A 19637-nucleotide genomic window follows, 5' to 3' on the forward strand; every position below is an offset into this window, starting at 1 on the left:
GTCGATGACGGCAGATTTACAGTCTGCTCCCTTTGGCCGCTCGGGAACCCCACCACGGGGTAATGCTTAATACTGGCCTGCTTCCTTCTCGGGAAGCGGGGCGCATCATACCAAATGATGCGCCCCTGTAAAGCATTCCTTTGACAAAAATAAACTGGTTGCCTGATTTTTACCCGTAACGCCGTAAAGCTAACCAATTCATTTCTCAGTCGATTAAAGAATAATCGTCCGGTTGCCGTAGACGAAGACGCGCTGCGCCAGTACCTGATACAGCGCCCGGCTCAATACGTTTTTTTCGACATCGCGCCCGGCACGCATCATATCTTCTGCGGTATAAGTATGATCGACGTGAATGACGTCCTGCATAATGATGGGGCCTTCGTCCAGATTATCATTCACGTAGTGGGCGGTGGCGCCGATGATCTTCACGCCACGCTCATAGGCCTGATGATACGGACGCGCGCCGATAAACGCCGGCAGGAATGAGTGGTGAATGTTAATGATCTTGTTCGGGAAACGGGCGACAAATTCCGGCGTAAGCACGCGCATATACTTGGCCAGCACCACGTAATCCGGCTCGTGGGCGGCAATCGCGTCGCCCATCTGTTTGTCGTGCTCTTCGCGGCTCAGCCCTTCATGGCTGACCAGTTCAAACGGGATGCCAAAACGTTCCACCAGCGGGCGCAGGGTGTCATGGTTACCAATAACCGCGGCAATGTCGACATCCAGCCCGCCGTAATTGGCTTTCATCAGCAGATCGCCGAGGCAGTGGGCCTCTTTCGTCACCAGAATCACCACCCGGCGGCGGCCTGCCGGATTGAGTTCACGAATCGAGCCTTCCGGCAGGGCGCTGTCCAGATCGGCCAGCAGAATAGCGTCGTTGAAAATGCCTTCCAGTTCGGTGCGCATAAAGAAACGACCGGTACGGTGGTCAACAAATTCGTTGTTCTGCACAATGTTAAGTTCGTGCTTGTAGCAGATATTGGTGATACGCGCGATGAGGCCTTTCTGATCAGGGCAAATAGTGCGTAGTACTTTACGTTGTAATGAATGCATCGCGAGGAAAATCCTGTAGTGTTTGCAAGCGCTGCGGCAGCGTTACTGGCCGCAGCATTTTTTAAATTTTTTACCTGAACCGCAAGGGCAGGGGTCGTTACGGCCAATCAGCGGTCGTGTCCCGTCGATATAGTACCACTGTCCATTTTCTTTTAAGAATCTGGAACGTTCAATAATGGCGCCCGGGCGGTTATTGTCATTAAAGCGGGCGATAAAGCTGACAAAGCCTTCATTTGCGGCTCGTCCTTCATCGCTGGCGAACAGGGTTAAGCCCAGCCATTCTGTGTGGGCAAAGCCTTTCTCCAGTTCGGCGCGAAACTGCCGCGCCTGACAGGACGGATGCCAGGTTTTGATCAGATAGTCGGCATCTTTCATGACGAACGCGCTGTAACGGGAGCGCATAAGCTGTGACGGGCCTGGTGCAAGCTCAGCGCCGGACAGATATCGCTGGCAACATGAGCTATACTCCAGTGCGCTGCCACAGGGGCATAATTGCGACAAAACTGCCTCCATGGAAGAATGAGTAACGGCGGTTCTACGCCAAAGGGCTTTATGTTAACTGAGCCGTGACAATGTTGCCACGCTCAGAGTGGAAGGATAGTTATCAGTACTAATGAGAAAGCTTAAAATTGGTCTGGCGTTAGGAGCGGGTGCCGCCCGCGGATGGTCGCATATTGGCGTCATCAACGCCCTCCAGCAGGCCGGCATTGAGATTGATATCGTGGCCGGTTGCTCTATCGGTTCGCTGGTAGGGGCGGCGTATGCCTGTAACCGGCTCCCGGCCCTTGAGTCCTGGGTCTGCTCTTTCAGCAACTGGGACGTTCTGAAACTGATGGACCTCTCCTGGCGCCGCGGTGGACTGTTGCGGGGTGAAAAGGTATTCAATCATTATCGCCGCATCATGCCCGTGACCGATATCGAACACTGCGAACGGCGATTTGCCGCCGTCGCGACAAATTTAAGCACTGGCAGGGAGCTGTGGTTTACCGAAGGCGATCTGCATTTAGCGATTCGAGCCTCCTGCAGTATGCCGGGGTTAATGTCGCCGGTAAGGCATAATGGTTACTGGCTGGTCGATGGCGCGGTGGTCAATCCGGTTCCCGTGTCGCTTACGCGGGCAATGGGGGCCGATATCGTGATTGCCGTGGATCTGCAACATGATGCCCACCTTATGCAGCAGGATTTATTCTCCCTCGAAACGCCGCGGCGGGAAGCCGAAGCGAAGGAGGGGCCATGGCATACTCGTCTGCGCGCACGCTTGACGCAAATGAGTTCCCGCCGGACGGCCGTGACGCCGACGGCGATGGAGATCATGACCACCTCTATCCAGGTCCTGGAGAATCGTCTTAAACGCAATCGTATGGCGGGTGACCCGCCGGATATCCTGTTGCAACCGTACTGTCCACAAGTCTCGACGCTTGATTTCCATCGCGCCGGCGAGGCGATTACCGCAGGGCAGCTGGCGGTAGAAAAGAAAATGGATGAATTATTACCCTTAGTGCGTACCGCGATTTGACGCACGAGTACCTGACTTAAGCAAATTCTGACAGGCGATAGTGAGAATAGCGTGCCACTATTGAATTATCGTCAGCCAGGGGAGATATCATGACGCAGCCATTGGCGGGAAAACAGATTCTGATAGTTGAAGACGAACCCGTTTTCCGCTCACTCTTGCATGGATGGCTGACCTCGCTGGGAGCAACGACCTTCCAGGCGGAAGATGGCAAGGATGCCCTGCATAAAATGACGGAGGTGCATCCGGACCTGATGATCTGCGACATTTCGATGCCGAGAATGAACGGTCTGGAGCTGGTGGAGACGTTGCGTAATCGCGGCGAGCAGCTACCGATCCTGATGATTTCCGCTACCGAAAACATGGCCGATATAGCCAAAGCGTTGCGGCTTGGCGTTCAGGACGTGTTGTTAAAGCCAGTAAAAGATTTCAATCGCCTGCGTGAAACCGTTTATGCGTGCCTCTATCCTGCGATGTTCAGTTCACGTGTGGAAGAGGAAGAGCGTCTATTTGAGGACTGGGACGCGCTGGTCAGTAATCCTACCGCCGCCTCACGATTACTGCAGGAATTACAGCCGCCGGTGCAACAGGAAATGTCGCACTGCCGCATTCATTATCGCCAGCTGGTGTCGGCGGATAAACCCGGTCTGGTACTCGATATCGCGCCGCTCTCGGACAATGATTTGGCCTTCTATTGTCTGGATGTCACACGAGCAGGAGATAATGGCGTACTGGCAGCTTTATTATTGCGCGCGTTGTTCAATGGCTTGTTACAGGAGCAACTGGCGCATCAGGGACAACGGCTTCCAGAAATGGGGAGTCTGCTAAAACAGGTGAATCAGCTGCTGCGTCAGGCAAACCTTCCCGGTCAGTTTCCTTTGTTAGTGGGGTATTACCACAGCGGACTAAAAAACTTAATTCTGGTGTCGGCGGGGCTCAATGGCACGCTGAATACCGGTGAGCATCAAATTCAGATTAGTAATGGCGTTCCTTTGGGAACGTTGGGTGATGCTTACCTTAACCAAATTAGCCAGCGTTGTACCTCATGGCAGTGCCAAATTTGGGGGGCTGGAGGGCGTTTACGCTTAATGTTGTCTGCGGAATGAGCAATTACGGTTATATCTAAGCAGACGGGATTACCCGTTGCCCTTTAGCGGTGGTAATATCGAGCAGTTTTATGCGTAAAAGTCCTAATTCGAGGCTATCGGAAGCTTTTCAGACCAGTGAATACGCGGTTGACTGATATACTCGACACGTTATTTGTAACGAGAAGTTTAAAAAACAAACAGTCCAGGAGATTTCAATGGCTGCCCTTAATTCTAAAGTCAGAAAAGCGGTTATCCCGGTTGCGGGATTAGGCACCAGGATGCTGCCTGCCACCAAAGCGATTCCAAAAGAAATGCTGCCGCTGGTAGATAAGCCGTTAATTCAGTACGTTGTTAATGAATGTATCGCTGCAGGAATTACTGAAATTGTTCTGGTAACGCACTCGTCCAAAAACTCTATCGAAAACCATTTCGATACCAGTTTTGAGCTGGAAGCGATGCTGGAAAAACGCGTAAAACGCCAGCTGCTGGAAGAAGTGCAGTCTATTTGCCCGCCGCACGTAACCATTATGCAAGTTCGTCAGGGCCTGGCGAAAGGTCTGGGGCACGCGGTACTTTGCGCCCATCCGGTAGTGGGTGATGAGCCGGTCGCGGTTATTCTGCCAGACGTTATTCTGGATGAATATGAATCCGATCTGAGCCGCGATAACCTCGCGGAGATGATTTCTCGTTTCGATGAGACCGGCGCCAGCCAGATTATGGTTGAGCCTGTCGAGGACGTGACCGCCTATGGCGTGGTTGACTGCAAAGGTGAATCTCTGCAGCCGGGCGAAAGCGTACCGATGGTGGGTGTGGTAGAGAAGCCGAAAGCTGACGTTGCGCCGTCCAACCTGGCGGTGGTGGGGCGCTATGTCCTCAGCGCCGATATCTGGCCACTGCTGGCGAAGACTCCTCCGGGTGCTGGTGATGAAATTCAGCTGACTGACGCGATTGATATGCTGATCGAAAAAGAGACAGTCGAAGCATATCACATGAAAGGCAAGAGCCATGACTGCGGTAATAAGCTTGGCTACATGCAGGCGTTCGTCGAATATGGTATTCGCCACAAAACGCTGGGCGACGATTTTAAAGCCTGGCTGGAAACCGCGGTTGCGAAGTAATCCGCCGCGCTGCTGAAAGCACAAAACCGGGAGCTGCAGATGCGCTCCCGGTTTTTTATATCGGCCCCGAGGGCAAAAAAAATCCCGCCGCAGCGGGATTTTTTATATCGAAACAACGGAGATTAGATCAGGAAATCGTCCAGTGATTTACCTTGCTCATCCATTGCTTTTTTGATCACCGCCGGGGTACGGCCCTGGCCGGTCCAGGTTTTGGTTTCGCCGTTTTCGTCGACATAGCTGTATTTAGCCGGACGTGCAGCACGCTTGGTTTTGGTACCGGCTTTAACGGCTGCCATGGTGCTCAGCAGTTCATTCGGATCAATACCGTCAGCAATCAGCATTTCACGGTATTGCTGCAGCTTACGCGTACGTTCTTCAATTTCTGCTGCGGCGGCGTTTTCTTCTTCACGGCGCTCGTTAACAACGACTTCTAATTTTTCCAGCATTTCTTCGAGCGTTTCCAGGGTGCATTCTCTTGCCTGCGCACGAAGAGTACGGATGTTGTTCAAAATTTTAAGTGCTTCGCTCATTGTAGTAATCTCAAACTTATATTGTGGGGTGGTTTGTTGAACTAATAATAGAGCGATAAAATGCGTTGTGCAATAGGGGGGAATGTAAGGAATTCAAAATTACTGGTTATTTGTCGCGAGAATTAATTAATTTAAGTTAAAATTCCCGTGCCGCTTCACATCTTTCATCCTTATAGCAATGAGGAGAAGGTAAGCTAAAACACTGAGACGGTATGCTTTTTCTGAGCTACGGTGAGAAAAATTATCCTTTACATGGGTAAATAACCCTCGTCAGTATTAGCGCATTTTTGGTTACGAGACTTAATATAAAACAACGTGCGGCCCAGCTTATAGCCCCATAGTTAACCGCCCTATAAGCACGAAAAGACAATGGTTACCCCGCCAGTAGCGTAACGGGGCGCACAAATAATGGCCCTGTAAATTCAATTCATCCTCTTAATCCTTTGGCTTTGCAGGCTCTTCGGCTGCGATACAATACCCCTGCTAAACGGGCGGCTGTACGCATAAAATATGGTATAATCGCCGCCGCGATAAAACACTTTGATTGGGGTCACGCAGCCGATGGCACAACTTTATTTCTACTACTCTGCAATGAATGCAGGTAAGTCGACCGCTCTGTTGCAATCTTCGTACAATTACCAGGAGCGGGGGATGCGTACCGTCGTTTATACCGCTGAGATTGATGACCGCTTTGGCGCCGGAAAAGTTAGCTCGCGTATCGGTCTCTCATCGCCGGCCCGTTTGTATAATCCACAGACGTCGCTATATAACGATATTGCCGCAGAGCACAAGTTAAAACCGATTCACTGCGTGCTGGTGGATGAAAGCCAGTTTCTGACGCGCGAGCAGGTTCATGAGCTGTCTGAAGTTGTCGATACGCTGGACATTCCGGTGCTTTGCTATGGCCTGCGGACAGACTTTCGCGGTGAGCTCTTCACCGGTAGCCAGTATTTGCTGGCCTGGTCAGATAAGCTGGTGGAGCTAAAAACCATCTGTTTCTGCGGACGAAAGGCTAGCATGGTGCTGCGCCTCGATCAGGAGGGGCGTCCTTATAATGAGGGCGAGCAGGTCGTCATCGGCGGTAATGAACGATACGTTTCAGTCTGTCGTAAGCATTATAAAGAAGCGCTGAGCGTCGGCTCGTTAACCCAGGTACAAAACCTGCACCGCCCCTGCTAATACGCGCAGAAGCTCGTCCAGGCGCCTGTAGGCGCCTTTTTTATTGCCTGCGCTCCGTTGGGTTAGCAGGGTTAAAGCATGGCTGACGGCAGGCAAAAAAAAGCCCCGTCAGATGACGGGGCTTGCAGAACGTTTATGCTTGTTGATTAAGCGGATTTTTTCGCTTTTTTCTCAGCTTTCACTGGTGCCGCTTCGGCTTTCGCGGCGGCTTCGCCTTCGACGAACTCGCGACCGTAGTAGGTATCCAGCAGGATCTGTTTCAGTTCGGAGATCAGCGGGTAGCGCGGGTTAGCGCCGGTGCACTGGTCATCGAATGCATCTTCAGACAGCTTATCAACGTGGGCCAGGAAGTCAGCTTCCTGAACGCCAGCTTCGCGGATAGATTTCGGAATACCCAGCTCAGCTTTCACGCTTTCCAGCCATGCCAGCAGTTTCTCGATTTTCGCTGCGGTGCGGTCGCCCGGTGCGGAGAGACCAAGGTGATCGGCGATTTCAGCGTAGCGACGACGAGCCTGCGGACGGTCGTACTGGCTGAACGCGGTCTGCTTGGTCGGGTTGTCATTCGCGTTGTAGCGGATAACGTTGCAGATCAGCAGGGCGTTGGCCAGACCGTGCGGAATATGGAACTGGGAACCCAGTTTGTGCGCCATGGAGTGGCACACGCCGAGGAAGGCGTTAGCAAACGCAATACCGGCGATGGTGGCGGCACTGTGTACGCGCTCGCGGGCAACCGGGTTCTTGGAACCTTCGTGGTAGGACGCCGGCAGGTACTCTTTCAGCAGCTTCAGCGCCTGCAGAGCCTGGCCGTCAGAGAACTCAGAAGCCAGAACGGAAACGTAAGCTTCCAGGGCGTGGGTCACTGCATCCAGACCACCGAACGCACACAGCGATTTCGGCATATCCATTACCAGGTTGGCATCGACGATGGCCATATCCGGGGTCAGCGCGTAGTCCGCCAGCGGATATTTCTGACCTGTCGCGTCGTCGGTCACAACGGCGAACGGCGTAACTTCAGAACCGGTACCGGAGGTGGTAGTGATCGCTACCATCTTGGCTTTAACGCCCATTTTCGGGAACTTGTAGATACGTTTACGGATATCCATAAAGCGCAGGGCCAGTTCTTCGAAGTGGGTTTCCGGATGTTCGTACATGACCCACATGATTTTCGCCGCATCCATCGGGGAACCGCCGCCCAGCGCGATGATCACGTCTGGTTTGAAGGAGTTCGCCAGTTCAGCACCTTTACGAACGATGGTCAGCGTCGGGTCAGCTTCAACTTCGAAGAAGACTTCAGTTTCCACACCCGCAGCTTTCAGTACGGAGGTGATCTGATCGGCATAACCGTTGTTGAACAGGAAGCGGTCAGTCACGATCAGCGCGCGTTTGTGACCATCAGTAATCACTTCATCCAGTGCGATAGGCAGGGAGCCACGACGGAAGTAGATAGATTTCGGAAGTTTGTGCCACAACATGTTTTCAGCTCGCTTAGCAACGGTTTTCTTGTTGATCAGGTGTTTCGGACCAACGTTTTCAGAGATGGAGTTACCACCCCAGGAACCACAACCCAGAGTCAGGGAAGGAGCGAGTTTGAAGTTGTACAGGTCACCGATACCACCCTGAGAAGCCGGGGTGTTGATCAGGATACGCGCCGTTTTCATCATCTGGCCGAAGTAAGCCACGCGAGCCGGCTGGTTATCCTGGTCGGTGTACAGGCAAGAGGTATGACCGATACCGCCCATGGCGACCAGTTTTTCTGCTTTGGTCACGGCGTCTTCGAAATCTTTCGCACGGTACATCGCCAGCGTCGGAGACAGTTTTTCGTGAGCAAACGGCTCGCTTTCGTCAACGTCGGTGACTTCGCCAATCAGGATTTTAGTCGTGGCCGGTACGGTGAAGCCTGCCAGTTCAGCGATTTTCGCTGCAGGCTGACCAACGATAGCGGCGTTCAGCGCGCCATTTTTCAGGATAATGTCCTGAACGGCTTTCAGCTCTTTACCCTGCAGCAGGTAGCCGCCGTGGCTGGCGAAACGTTCGCGAACCGCGTCATAAACGGAATCAACCACCACAACGGACTGCTCAGAAGCACAGATAACGCCGTTATCGAAGGTTTTAGACATCAGAACGGAAGCAACGGCGCGTTTGATGTCAGCCGTTTCATCAATCACCACCGGGGTGTTACCGGCACCTACGCCGATAGCAGGTTTACCGGAGCTGTATGCTGCTTTCACCATGCCTGGACCACCGGTTGCAAGGATCAGGTTGATATCCGGGTGGTGCATCAGGGCGTTAGACAGCTCAACAGACGGCTGATCGATCCAACCAATCAGGTCTTTCGGTGCGCCGGCAGCGATGGCAGCCTGCAGGACAATGTCAGCCGCTTTGTTAGTGGCTTCTTTAGCACGCGGGTGCGGAGAGAAAATGATGGCGTTACGCGTCTTCAGGCTGATGAGCGATTTGAAGATGGCTGTTGAAGTCGGGTTCGTGGTCGGAACGATACCGCAGATGATGCCGATAGGTTCAGCGATAGTGATGGTACCAAAAGTGTCGTCTTCTGACAGGACGCCACAGGTTTTTTCGTCTTTATAAGCGTTGTAGATGTATTCGGAAGCGAAGTGGTTTTTGATCACTTTGTCTTCAACGATGCCCATGCCGGATTCGGCAACGGCCATTTTGGCGAGAGGGATTCGAGCATCTGCAGCGGCCAGCGCGGCGGCGCGGAAGATTTTGTCGACTTGTTCTTGAGTGAAACTGGCATATTCACGCTGGGCTTTCTTGACACGCTCAACAAGCGCGTTCAGTTCAGCGATATTAGTAACAGCCATAATGCTCTCCTGATAATGTTAAACTTTTTTAGTAAATCAGTCGCTCGATTCGACATTATAGACAGGCTGTAAACAGCTTGCATGTAAATGTTTATGTAGGAAAATCAGGACGCTGTTTTACCGATTTACTAAAAAAGCTTTATCTTTTTAACTTTCAGGTACTGCTGCCTTCCACTCTGTTGGTGTCATCAAGATTACTCACTTCTGAGTACAAATTACGTGATTTAGATCAAGTATTGGCACTGCTGATACCTTTCAGCTGACTGCTTTTTGACCGGTTCGATCAAGTGTAATGGGAGGGTTTTGAAATTAAAAAAACGATTAGCATAAAAACTACAAATAGCTAACATTCGATACATATCACCGGGTTATGCATATTTATAATGAATATTGCATGCAAAAAGCGTATGTTTCGCGCAGTTATTTTATGCTGTTAACAGTCAACCGCCAATTTTGATGATGCTGCGGAGCCCATTGTGACTCAATCACTGTTCGATTTTTCTGCATATTTCAAGTTTTTCATCGGCTTATTTGCTCTGGTTAACCCGGTGGGCATTATTCCTGTGTTCATTAGTATGACCAGCTACCAACCGGCAGCAGTGCGCAATAAGACCAATCTGACCGCCAACCTGTCGGTGGCGATCATCCTCCTGACGTCATTGTTTCTCGGCGATGGCATTCTGCAGATTTTTGGTATCTCCATTGATTCGTTCCGTATCGCCGGCGGCATCCTGGTGGTGACCATCGCGATGTCGATGATCAGCGGTAAGCTCGGTGAAGATAAGCAGAACAAGCAGGAGAAGTCGGAGACGGCGGTGCGGGAGAGCATCGGCGTGGTTCCTCTCGCGCTACCGCTAATGGCCGGACCGGGGGCAATCAGTTCCACTATCGTGTGGGGTACGCGGTATCACTCCTGGGTGCACCTCGTCGGTTTTTCACTGGCGATTGCCGTCTTTGCCCTCTGCTGCTGGGGGATTTTCCGCATGGCGCCGTGGCTGGTGCGTCTGCTAGGGCAGACAGGGATCAACGTTATCACCCGTATTATGGGCCTGCTGCTGATGGCCCTTGGCATTGAGTTTATTGTGACGGGGATTAAAGCGCTCTTTCCGGGGCTGCTGAGTTAGCTGGTTGCCACGCAGGCGGGTAGGTTCCCTTCTCGCCTGCGCGATTATTAGCAAAACCTATTAGCCAGCGCGGAACCGGCGGTAGGAATAACATTTTGCGATATCGCTATTAATTCCATAATTTTCATTAATATATGAAATATTTCTCTTAACATTCCCCTCACGTCTCCCCATCCTGTGATGTTATTTTCTTCACATCATTCTCTGGTACTTGCTGTCGGATCATCGAAATGATATTAGTAATTTTAACAAGGCTGTAGATGAATGTGCTAAAAAGTAATCTATTGTTAAATTTTTGTACAAAAAATCATCTTGCGGTCGTTGATCAGTATGTTGGCTGGTGAAAGCATCATAACTAAATGATTAATAATGATATTTTTCTATCGGTGTTTTGTGGCAACCGCGAGTAACGCTGGCAAAGCCGGCAATAAAAGAGAATCCGGTAACATATTTGCAAATTGCATTGGCGGAGGTGTTTACCTTTTGGTACTTTCCGCCGTTATCGTCTGCTGAATTATGTGCGTAAATGAGAATCATTTTTAATGATCTCGCTATGCCGGAACTGCCCCCCAGCGAGGGGGAACGAATCGACGTTAAGACTGCCGTTCGAGCGGTCGTAATAAATAAGTCGGTGATAGCAATCTGCCAATCGCAAACACTCCTGCGCTGGACAGATCCCCTAAACGGGAAAAAAACAGGCTGGTTAAAAAACCAGTAATTATAATGACTGGAGTTACAACACAATGACCATCATCACTAAAAAACGTTTGATCGCCGCAGGAGTGCTATCCGCACTCATGGCCGGCAATATGGCTATGGCAGCGGATGTCCCGGCCGGTGTGCAGCTTTCGGATAAGCAAACGCTGGTGCGAAATAGCGGCGCCGAACCGCAATCGCTGGACCCGAATAAAATCGAAGGGGTGCCTGAGGCGAATATTAGCCGCGACCTGTTCGAAGGCTTGCTGAATACCTCGCCGAAAGATGGCCACCCGATCCCTGGCGTGGCAGAGAGCTGGGATAATAAAGATTTCAAAGTCTGGACTTTCCATCTGCGTAAAGATGCGAAATGGTCTAACGGCGAGCCGGTGACCGCCCAGGACTTCGTTTATAGCTGGCAGCGTCTGGTGGATCCGAAAACCGCGTCTCCTTATGCCAGCTATCCGCAGTATGGTCATATCGTGAACGTCGACGAAATCATTGACGGCAAGAAAGCTCCGAGCGAACTGGGCGTAAAAGCCATTGACGACCACACGCTGGAAGTCACCCTCAGCGAGCCAGTACCCTATTTTTATAAACTGCTGGTTAACCCGGCGATGTCTCCTGTCTACAAACCAGCGATTGAAAAATTTGGCGAGAAGTGGACGCAGCCTGGCAATATCGTCACCAATGGCGCGTACACCCTGAAAGACTGGGTGGTCAACGAACGTATCGTCATGGAGCGCAACCCGCATTACTGGGATAATGCCAAAACCGTTATTAACACTGTCACCTGGCTGCCGACCTCTTCTGAAGTGACCTATGTTAACCGTTACCGTAGCGGTGAGCTGGATATGACCTATAACCAGCTGCCGATCGAGCTCTTCCAGAAACTGAAAAAAGAGATCCCGAACGAGCTGCACGTTGACCCGTATCTGTGTACTTATTACTACGAAATTAACAATCAGAAAGCACCGTTCACCGACGTGCGCGTACGTACCGCGCTGAAGCTGGGTCTGGACCGCGACATTATTGCCAATAAGGTAAAAGGACAGGGCGATCTGCCGGCCTACGGCTACACCCCGCCGTATACCGATGGCGCGAAACTGACCGAGCCGGAATGGTTTACCTGGTCGCAGGAAAAACGGAATGAAGAAGCGAAAAAACTGCTGGCCGAAGCCGGCTATAGCGCCGATAAACCGTTGACCTTCAACCTGCTGTATAACACCTCTGATTTGCACAAGAAGCTGGCGATTGCCGCCGCCTCGCTGTGGCGTAAAAACCTGGGCATTGACGTGAAGTTAGTCAACCAGGAGTGGAAAACGTTCCTCGATACCCGTCATCAGGGTACCTATGACGTGGCGCGTGCAGGCTGGTGCGCCGACTATAACGAGCCAACCTCATTCCTGAATACCATGCTTTCAGACAGCTCAATGAACACTGCGCACTATAAGAGCCCGGCGTTCGATAAGATTATGGCTGAATCCGTGAAAGCATCCGATGAAGCGCAGCGCACTGCAGCCTATGCGAAAGCAGAGCAGCAGCTGGACAAAGACAGCGCGATCGTACCGGTCTATTACTACGTTAACGCCCGCCTGGTGAAACCGTGGGTCGGTGGCTACACCGGTAAAGACCCGATGGATAACGTCTATACCAAAGACCTTTACGTTATCAAACATTAATGGCAATACGTGGAGCGGGCCTGTGCTCGCTCCATCGTGTCTTATTTGAGAGCAGTGCAAAGGCACACGCCAGAAGGTACGGGCAATGTTAAAATTTATCTTACGTCGCTGTCTGGAAGCGATTCCGACGCTATTCATTCTTATTACCATTTCATTCTTCATGATGCGTCTGGCTCCGGGAAGTCCTTTTACCGGGGAACGCACGCTACCGCCGGAAGTCATGGCGAATATTGAAGCAAAATACCATTTAAACGACCCCATCATGACGCAGTACTTCAATTACCTGAAGCAGCTGGCGCATGGCGATTTTGGTCCCTCCTTTAAATACAAAGATTATTCGGTCAACGATCTGGTGGCGGCCAGCTTCCCGGTTTCGGCGAAACTGGGCTTCGCTGCCTTTTTGCTGGCGGTAGTGATCGGCGTCGCTGCGGGCGTTATTGCCGCTTTGAAGCAGAATACCCGCTGGGACTATGCGGTGATGGGGGTAGCCATGACCGGCGTGGTTATTCCGAGCTTTGTGGTGGCGCCTCTGCTGGTGATGATCTTTGCTATTACCCTGCACTGGCTGCCGGGCGGCGGCTGGAACGGCGGGGCGTTGAAATTTATGATCCTGCCGATGGTGGCGCTTTCCCTGGCCTATATCGCCAGCATCGCGCGAATTACCCGCGGCTCAATGATTGAAGTGCTGCACTCTAACTTTATCCGCACCGCGCGGGCGAAGGGACTGCCGATGCGCCGCATTATTTTGCGCCATGCGCTGAAGCCGGCGCTGCTGCCGGTGCTCTCCTATATGGGGCCGGCTTTCGTGGGCATCATTACGGGCTCAATGGTCATTGAAACCATTTACGGCCTGCCGGGGATTGGCCAGCTGTTCGTTAACGGGGCGCTTAACCGCGACTACTCGCTGGTGCTCAGCCTGACGATCCTCGTGGGCGCCCTGACTATTCTGTTCAACGCCATCGTTGACGTGCTTTACGCCGTTATCGATCCGAAGATTCGCTACTGAAGCCGGAGTTCGCCATGATGTTAAGTAAGAAAAATAGCGAGGCGCTGGAAAACTTCAGTGAGAAGCTGGAAGTGGAGGGGCGTAGCCTCTGGCAGGATGCGCGTCGCCGCTTTATGCATAACCGCGCCGCGGTCACCAGCTTGATTATGCTGGTGCTCATTGCGCTGTTCGTGACCTTCGCGCCGATGGTGTCGTCATTCTCCTATTTCGATACCGACTGGGGCATGATGTCCAATGCCCCGGACATGGCCTCTGGCCACTACTTTGGGACCGACTCCTCCGGTCGCGATCTGCTGGTGCGCGTGGCGATCGGCGGGCGTATTTCGCTGATGGTTGGGGTGGCGGCGGCGCTGGTGGCGGTGATCCTCGGCACGCTGTACGGTTCGCTTTCCGGGTATCTCGGCGGCAAAGTGGATTCGGTGATGATGCGTCTGCTGGAGATCCTCAACTCCTTCCCGTTTATGTTCTTCGTTATCCTGCTGGTGACCTTTTTTGGTCAGAATATCCTGTTGATTTTTGTCGCTATCGGCATGGTCTCCTGGCTGGATATGGCCCGTATCGTACGCGGACAGACCTTGAGCCTGAAGCGCAAAGAGTTTATTGAGGCGGCTCAGGTCGGCGGGGTCTCCACAGCGAGCATCGTGCTGCGCCATATCGTTCCTAATGTGCTGGGCGTGGTGGTGGTGTACGCCTCGCTGCTGGTCCCCAGTATGATCCTCTTCGAATCTTTCCTCAGCTTCCTGGGGCTGGGGACGCAGGAGCCGCTCAGCAGCTGGGGGGCATTGCTCAGCGATGGCGCCAACTCAATGGAAGTCTCGCCCTGGCTGCTGCTGTTCCCGGCGGGTTTCCTGGTGGTGACCCTGTTCTGTTTCAACTTTATCGGCGATGGTCTGCGTGATGCCCTCGACCCGAAAGACCGCTAAGGAGCGCTGCCATGACCATGATTGAAACGGCAAAAGCGCCGCAAGCGCAGAGTCACAGCGGCCTGCTGCTGGACGTGAAAGATCTTCGCGTCACCTTTAAAACGCCGGATGGCGATGTCACCGCCGTCAATGATCTGAACTTCACCCTCCAGGCGGGCGAAACGCTCGGTATTGTCGGGGAGTCCGGCTCCGGTAAATCGCAGACCGCCTTCGCCCTGATGGGGCTGCTGGCGGCCAACGGTCGCATCGGGGGTTCCGCCACCTTTAACGGTCATCAAATCCTCAATTTGCCCGAGCGTGAGCTGAACAAACTGCGCGCCGAGCAAATCTCGATGATTTTCCAGGATCCGATGACCTCTCTGAACCCATATATGCGGGTGGGAGAGCAGTTAATGGAAGTCCTGATGCTGCATAAGGGGCTGAGCAAAGCCGAAGCATTTGAAGAGTCGGTGAAGATGCTCGACGCGGTGAAAATGCCGGAAGCGCGCAAGCGCATGAAGATGTTCCCGCACGAGTTCTCCGGCGGGATGCGCCAGCGCGTGATGATTGCCATGGCGCTACTGTGTCGGCCGCGGCTGCTGATTGCCGATGAGCCGACCACCGCCCTGGACGTCACTGTGCAGGCGCAGATCATGACGTTACTGAATGAGCTGAAACGCGAATTTAATACGGCCATCATTATGATCACCCATGACCTCGGAGTCGTGGCGGGGATCTGCGATAAAGTGCTGGTGATGTATGCGGGCCGCACCATGGAGTACGGTCAGGCGCGCGATGTCTTTTATCAGCCGTCGCACCCATACTCTATTGGGCTGTTGAATGCGGTTCCTCGTCTGGATGCCGAAGGCGATGCGTTGTTGACCATTCCGGGCAACCCGCCGAACCTGCTGCGTTTGCCGAAAGGCTGCCCATTCCAGCCGCGCTGTCCGCATGCAATGGAACAGTGCAGCAGCGCGCCGCCGCTGGAGTCTTTCGCGTCAGGCCGCCTGCGCGCCTGCTTTAAACCGGTGGGGGATCTGCTATGAACGCCGTAACTGAACAACGAAAAGTCCTGCTCGAAATTGCCGACCTGAAGGTGCATTTCGATATTAAAGATGGCAAACAGTGGTTCTGGCAGCCGTCGAAAACGCTGAAAGCCGTAGATGGCGTGACGCTGCGTCTCTATGAAGGCGAGACCCTCGGCGTGGTGGGGGAGTCAGGCTGCGGTAAATCGACTTTCGCCCGCGCCATCATTGGCCTGGTGAAGGCCACCGATGGCAAAGTGGCCTGGTTGGGTAAAGATCTGCTGGGCATGAAGCAGGAAGAGTGGCGCGACGTGCGCAGCGATATCCAGATGATCTTCCAGGATCCGCTGGCCTCGCTGAACCCGCGTATGACCATCGGAGAAATCATCGCTGAACCGCTGCGTACCTATCATCCGAAGATGCCGCGTCAGGAAGTGCGCGATCGCGTAAAGGCGATGATGATGAAAGTTGGGCTGTTGCCTAACCTGATCAACCGCTATCCGCACGAGTTCTCTGGCGGTCAGTGCCAGCGTATCGGCATCGCCCGGGCGCTGATCCTCGAGCCGAAGCTGATTATCTGCGATGAGCCGGTGTCCGCACTTGACGTGTCCATCCAGGCCCAGGTGGTCAACCTGCTGCAGCAGCTGCAGCGTGAAATGGGACTGTCGCTGATATTTATCGCCCACGATCTGGCGGTAGTTAAGCACATCTCCGATCGCGTACTGGTGATGTATCTGGGCCATGCGGTGGAGCTGGGAACCTACGATGAGGTGTACCATAATCCGCTGCATCCCTATACCAAAGCGCTGATGTCGGCGGTGCCGATCCCCGATCCGGACCTCGAAAAAACGAAAACCATCCAACTGCTGGAGGGTGAATTACCCTCGCCGATTAATCCGCCTTCGGGCTGTGTCTTCCGCACCCGCTGTCCGCTCGCCGGACCGGAGTGCGCCAAAACCCGCCCGGTGCTGGAAGGCAGCTTCCGCCATGCGGTTTCCTGCCTTAAGGTAGACCCGTTATAATCTCAGGGGCTGACGCAGGTCAGCCCTTTTTTTTGCGAGGTTAACGAAGTGGGGATGCTTTCTGCCGCTCGCCTGCGGCTTTATCATTTGCTTTTCGATCAAAACCGACGTTCCGGCCGCCGCTTCGAAGGTCTGTGCGGACTTTTCGCATTGCTCAGCGTGGTGGTGATATTTGTCGAGTCGGGGCTGGGCACGCAATATCATCTGACATTAGATGAATGGCATATTTTCGTCTGGCTGGAGCTGCTGGTGACCGCGGTCTTTACCCTGGAGTATCTGCTGCGTATTGCGACATGGCCCAATCCGCTCCACTACATTTTCAGCTTCTGGGGGTTTATTGACTTAGCGACCATCCTGCCGCTGTACGTGATGTGGCTATGGCCGGAAATTAGCCTCAATTATGTCTTTGCCTGGCGGGCAATGCGGGCGATCCGCGCGTTGCGTATTCTCAAACTGTTGCGCTTTATGCCTTCGCTCAATGTGTTCTGGCGGGCGATTGTCAGCGCGCGCCATCAGCTGATCCTGTTCTATTCGTTTATCGCCATTGTGATGGTGATTTTCGGCTCGTTAATGTACCTGATAGAAGGGCCAGAGTATGGTTTTACCACGCTCAACGCTTCGGTCTATTGGGCCATTGTAACCATCACTACCGTCGGCTACGGGGATATCACGCCGCATACACCGCTGGGCCGCATCCTGGCCTCCATTCTCATCCTGATCGGATACTCCATTATTGCCATTCCGACCGGGCTTATTACCACCCATATGACCAGCGCCCTGAACCGGCGGCGTCAGCAGCGGGTATGCCCGCAGTGCCAGCAGGGCCACCATGACGATAACGCCCGGTTTTGTCACGCCTGTGGCCATGCGTTACCGCAGTAAACCCTCGGCATAAAAAAAAGCCTGCCGGGAGGAACTCGGCAGGCTTTTCACTGGCTGGTCAGCGTTATTCACGCCACAGAATATGACACAGCTTATGATCTTTCTCGCGGCACAGCAGTACGCGGGCGAAGATATCATTGATTTCCCCGCCGTCGGTATCCGCCAGGCCAATCACCACTTCGGCGAAGAAATCCGGGTTCAGATCGTAATCCACATGCTCTTCCCAGTCTGCAGACGGGTCGAACAGCTCGGCGCCGCCGCGCTCCTCAAACTGCAGGTTAAACAGAATGATGTCCGCCGGGTCGAGGTTATCGGCCGCCAGTTCGAGGAAGATGTCGTATGCCTGCTCAAGCGTTTCGTCTTCGGTCAGACGGTTGTTTAAATCCATATCCATGATTGCTACTCATTCGGTATCTGATGGGCACGTTTTACAGCAACGGGCTGAAGAAGTAAAACAGTCGCTCGGCGATCCGCTGCCACAGCGGACGTTTTAACCAGCGACGGGCATCCAGCAGGCGCGAGCGCGAGATATAGTCATCCTGGACAGCCGCCAGATCGCTGCCGAAGCCGGCGTCATCGATGACCAGCGTGATTTCAAAATTGAGCCACAGGCTGCGCATATCCAGATTCACGGTACCCACCAGACTCAGTTCGCCATCGACCAGCACGCTCTTGGTATGCAACAGGCCGCCTTCGAACTGGTAAATCTTCACCCCTGCTGCCAGCAGCTCGGTGAAAAAGGCCCGGCTGGCCCAGCCCACCAGCAGCGAATCGTTCTTGCGCGGTAAAATAATACTCACGTCCACGCCGCGCTGGGCAGCGGTACAGATCGCGTGCAGCAGGTCGTCGCTGGGTACGAAGTAGGGCGTGGTCATGATCAAATGCTCTTTCGCCGCGTAGGCGGCGGTGAGCAGCGCCTGATGGATAAGATCTTCCGGAAACCCCGGGCCGGAGGCGATCGTGTGGATGGTATGTCCACTGGCCTCTTCAAACGGCATGATATTGACGTCCGGCGGCGGCGGCAGAATACGCTTTCCGGTCTCGATCTCCCAGTCACAGGAGTAGACGATGCCCATCGAGGTCGCCACCGGGCCTTCCATGCGCGCCATCAGGTCAATCCACTGTCCGACCCCTGAGTCCTGTTTAAAGTAGCGGGGATCAACCATATTCATGCTGCCGGTGTAGGCGATATAGTTATCGATCATCACCATTTTGCGATGCTGACGCAGGTCCATCCGGCGCAGAAACACACGCATCAGATTGACCTTGAGAGCCTCGACCACTTCAATGCCGGCGTTACGCATCATTGCCGCCCATGGGCTGCGGAAAAAAGCCACACTGCCCGCGGAGTCGAGCATCAACCGGCAGTGAACCCCGCGACGGGCGGCGGCCATCAGCGATTCGGCGACGCTGTCGGCCATGCCGCCTGGCTGCCAGATATAGAAGACCATCTCAATATTATGGCGAGCCAGTTGAATATCGCGGATCAGGGCCTGCATGACGTCGTCAGATTCCGTCAGCAGCTGCAGCTGGTTGCCTTTTACGCCGCCAATGCCCTGGCGCCGTTCGCACAGCTTGAACAGGGACTCGGCCACCGGGCTGTTATCTTCCGCGAAGATATGTTTGCAGGCTTTGAGGTCGTTTAACCATTTGGCCGTGGAAGGCCACATCGCCCTCGCGCGTTCTGCCCGCCGCTTGCCAAGATGCAGCTCGCCAAAGGAGAGATAGGCGATGATCCCCACCAGCGGCAGAATATAAATGATCAATAACCATGCCATCGCGGACGGCACAGCGCGGCGTTTCATTAGAATTCGTAATGTTACACCGGCGATCAACAGCCAGTACCCCAGAATGACCAGCCAGTTCACCACCGTGTAAAAGGTTGTCATAGATGTAAAATCCTTTTGAATGACGTTATGTGATGAGTTTACGCATCAGTATTTTTCTGGCAAATAAAAACGCAGCGAAAGCGGTGGTCAGCCGCAGGCAGAG

18 protein-coding genes are annotated in these 19637 nt (G+C 53.4%); 12 read left to right on the forward strand and 6 right to left on the reverse strand.

Going from position 1 to position 19637, the window contains the following annotated elements:
* Window positions 1-213 precede the first annotated feature (213 nt).
* Window positions 214-1056, reverse strand: coding sequence for a formyltetrahydrofolate deformylase (purU, locus tag ABLU50_RS11320; RefSeq protein WP_004203178.1), 843 nt, complete (start codon window positions 1054-1056; stop codon window positions 214-216).
* A gap of 42 nt (window positions 1057-1098) precedes the next feature.
* Entirely contained in the window at window positions 1099-1557 is a 459-nt protein-coding gene (locus ABLU50_RS11325; RefSeq protein ID WP_017900770.1) for a YchJ family protein, read from the reverse strand.
* A 112-nt stretch (window positions 1558-1669) separates the two neighbouring features.
* On the opposite strand from ABLU50_RS11325, the gene rssA reads away from it, so the two are divergent.
* From rssA to galU, 3 genes are all read left to right on the forward strand, one after another.
* Entirely contained in the window at window positions 1670-2572 is a 903-nt protein-coding gene (gene rssA, locus ABLU50_RS11330) for a patatin-like phospholipase RssA (protein WP_004203175.1), read from the forward strand.
* 89 nt (window positions 2573-2661) lie between these two features.
* Window positions 2662-3675, forward strand: coding sequence for a two-component system response regulator RssB (rssB, locus tag ABLU50_RS11335; RefSeq protein WP_017900771.1), 1014 nt, complete (start codon window positions 2662-2664; stop codon window positions 3673-3675).
* A 197-nt stretch (window positions 3676-3872) separates the two neighbouring features.
* Window positions 3873-4775 (forward strand): UTP--glucose-1-phosphate uridylyltransferase GalU, encoded by a 903-nt coding sequence (gene galU / locus ABLU50_RS11340; protein WP_048324758.1) that lies wholly within the window; start codon window positions 3873-3875, stop codon window positions 4773-4775.
* A 122-nt stretch (window positions 4776-4897) separates the two neighbouring features.
* On the opposite strand, the gene hns is transcribed toward galU, so the two are convergent.
* Window positions 4898-5305: a histone-like nucleoid-structuring protein H-NS gene (gene hns / locus ABLU50_RS11345; protein ID WP_002910103.1), complete on the reverse strand. Its 408-nt coding sequence runs from the start codon at window positions 5303-5305 to the stop codon at window positions 4898-4900.
* A gap of 561 nt (window positions 5306-5866) precedes the next feature.
* Between hns and tdk the strand changes: the two genes are divergently transcribed.
* Window positions 5867-6484: a thymidine kinase gene (gene tdk / locus ABLU50_RS11350; RefSeq protein ID WP_025999297.1), complete on the forward strand. Its 618-nt coding sequence runs from the start codon at window positions 5867-5869 to the stop codon at window positions 6482-6484.
* 146 nt (window positions 6485-6630) lie between these two features.
* Here the strand turns inward: tdk and adhE are convergent, their stop codons facing one another.
* Window positions 6631-9306 carry a bifunctional acetaldehyde-CoA/alcohol dehydrogenase gene (gene adhE / locus ABLU50_RS11355; RefSeq protein ID WP_004203165.1) on the reverse strand — a complete coding sequence of 892 codons (2676 nt, stop codon included), beginning with the start codon at window positions 9304-9306 and terminating at the stop codon, window positions 6631-6633.
* A 77-nt stretch (window positions 9307-9383) separates the two neighbouring features.
* On the opposite strand from adhE, the gene ABLU50_RS11360 reads away from it, so the two are divergent.
* From ABLU50_RS11360 to ABLU50_RS11395, 8 genes are all read left to right on the forward strand, one after another.
* A complete protein-coding gene (locus ABLU50_RS11360) occupies window positions 9384-9569 on the forward strand; it encodes a hypothetical protein (RefSeq protein WP_032425908.1) in 186 nt (61 codons plus the stop codon).
* A 213-nt stretch (window positions 9570-9782) separates the two neighbouring features.
* The gene (locus ABLU50_RS11365; protein ID WP_002910095.1) at window positions 9783-10430 is read left to right on the forward strand and encodes a YchE family NAAT transporter; all 648 of its coding nucleotides are present in this window, start codon (window positions 9783-9785) and stop codon (window positions 10428-10430) included.
* Between the two features lie 743 nt (window positions 10431-11173).
* The gene (gene oppA / locus ABLU50_RS11370; protein ID WP_004203164.1) at window positions 11174-12808 is read left to right on the forward strand and encodes an oligopeptide ABC transporter substrate-binding protein OppA; all 1635 of its coding nucleotides are present in this window, start codon (window positions 11174-11176) and stop codon (window positions 12806-12808) included.
* Between the two features lie 85 nt (window positions 12809-12893).
* Window positions 12894-13814 carry an oligopeptide ABC transporter permease OppB gene (gene oppB / locus ABLU50_RS11375; RefSeq protein ID WP_002910089.1) on the forward strand — a complete coding sequence of 307 codons (921 nt, stop codon included), beginning with the start codon at window positions 12894-12896 and terminating at the stop codon, window positions 13812-13814.
* Window positions 13815-13828: 14 nt separating this feature from the next.
* Entirely contained in the window at window positions 13829-14737 is a 909-nt protein-coding gene (gene oppC / locus ABLU50_RS11380; RefSeq protein WP_004145396.1) for an oligopeptide ABC transporter permease OppC, read from the forward strand.
* A gap of 11 nt (window positions 14738-14748) precedes the next feature.
* Window positions 14749-15762 (forward strand): ABC transporter ATP-binding protein, encoded by a 1014-nt coding sequence (locus ABLU50_RS11385; protein ID WP_060656025.1) that lies wholly within the window; start codon window positions 14749-14751, stop codon window positions 15760-15762.
* Window positions 15759-16763 (forward strand): murein tripeptide/oligopeptide ABC transporter ATP-binding protein OppF, encoded by a 1005-nt coding sequence (gene oppF, locus ABLU50_RS11390; RefSeq protein WP_002910083.1) that lies wholly within the window; start codon window positions 15759-15761, stop codon window positions 16761-16763. Before ABLU50_RS11385 ends, oppF begins: the two co-directional genes overlap by 4 nt.
* 54 nt (window positions 16764-16817) lie before the next feature.
* Complete coding sequence (locus tag ABLU50_RS11395) at window positions 16818-17645, forward strand: ion transporter (RefSeq protein WP_004203160.1); 828 nt, start codon at window positions 16818-16820, stop codon at window positions 17643-17645.
* Window positions 17646-17709: 64 nt separating this feature from the next.
* Here the strand turns inward: ABLU50_RS11395 and ABLU50_RS11400 are convergent, their stop codons facing one another.
* Together ABLU50_RS11400 and cls are read right to left on the reverse strand one after the other, a co-directional pair.
* A complete protein-coding gene (locus ABLU50_RS11400) occupies window positions 17710-18039 on the reverse strand; it encodes an HI1450 family dsDNA-mimic protein (protein WP_002910079.1) in 330 nt (109 codons plus the stop codon).
* A 34-nt stretch (window positions 18040-18073) separates the two neighbouring features.
* Complete coding sequence (gene cls, locus ABLU50_RS11405; RefSeq protein WP_004203158.1) at window positions 18074-19534, reverse strand: cardiolipin synthase; 1461 nt, start codon at window positions 19532-19534, stop codon at window positions 18074-18076.
* Window positions 19535-19637: the final 103 nt, after the last annotated feature.

Source organism: Klebsiella sp. GG_Kp173, from assembly GCF_040062415.1.
Taxonomy (GTDB): Bacteria; Pseudomonadota; Gammaproteobacteria; order Enterobacterales; family Enterobacteriaceae; genus Klebsiella; species Klebsiella quasipneumoniae.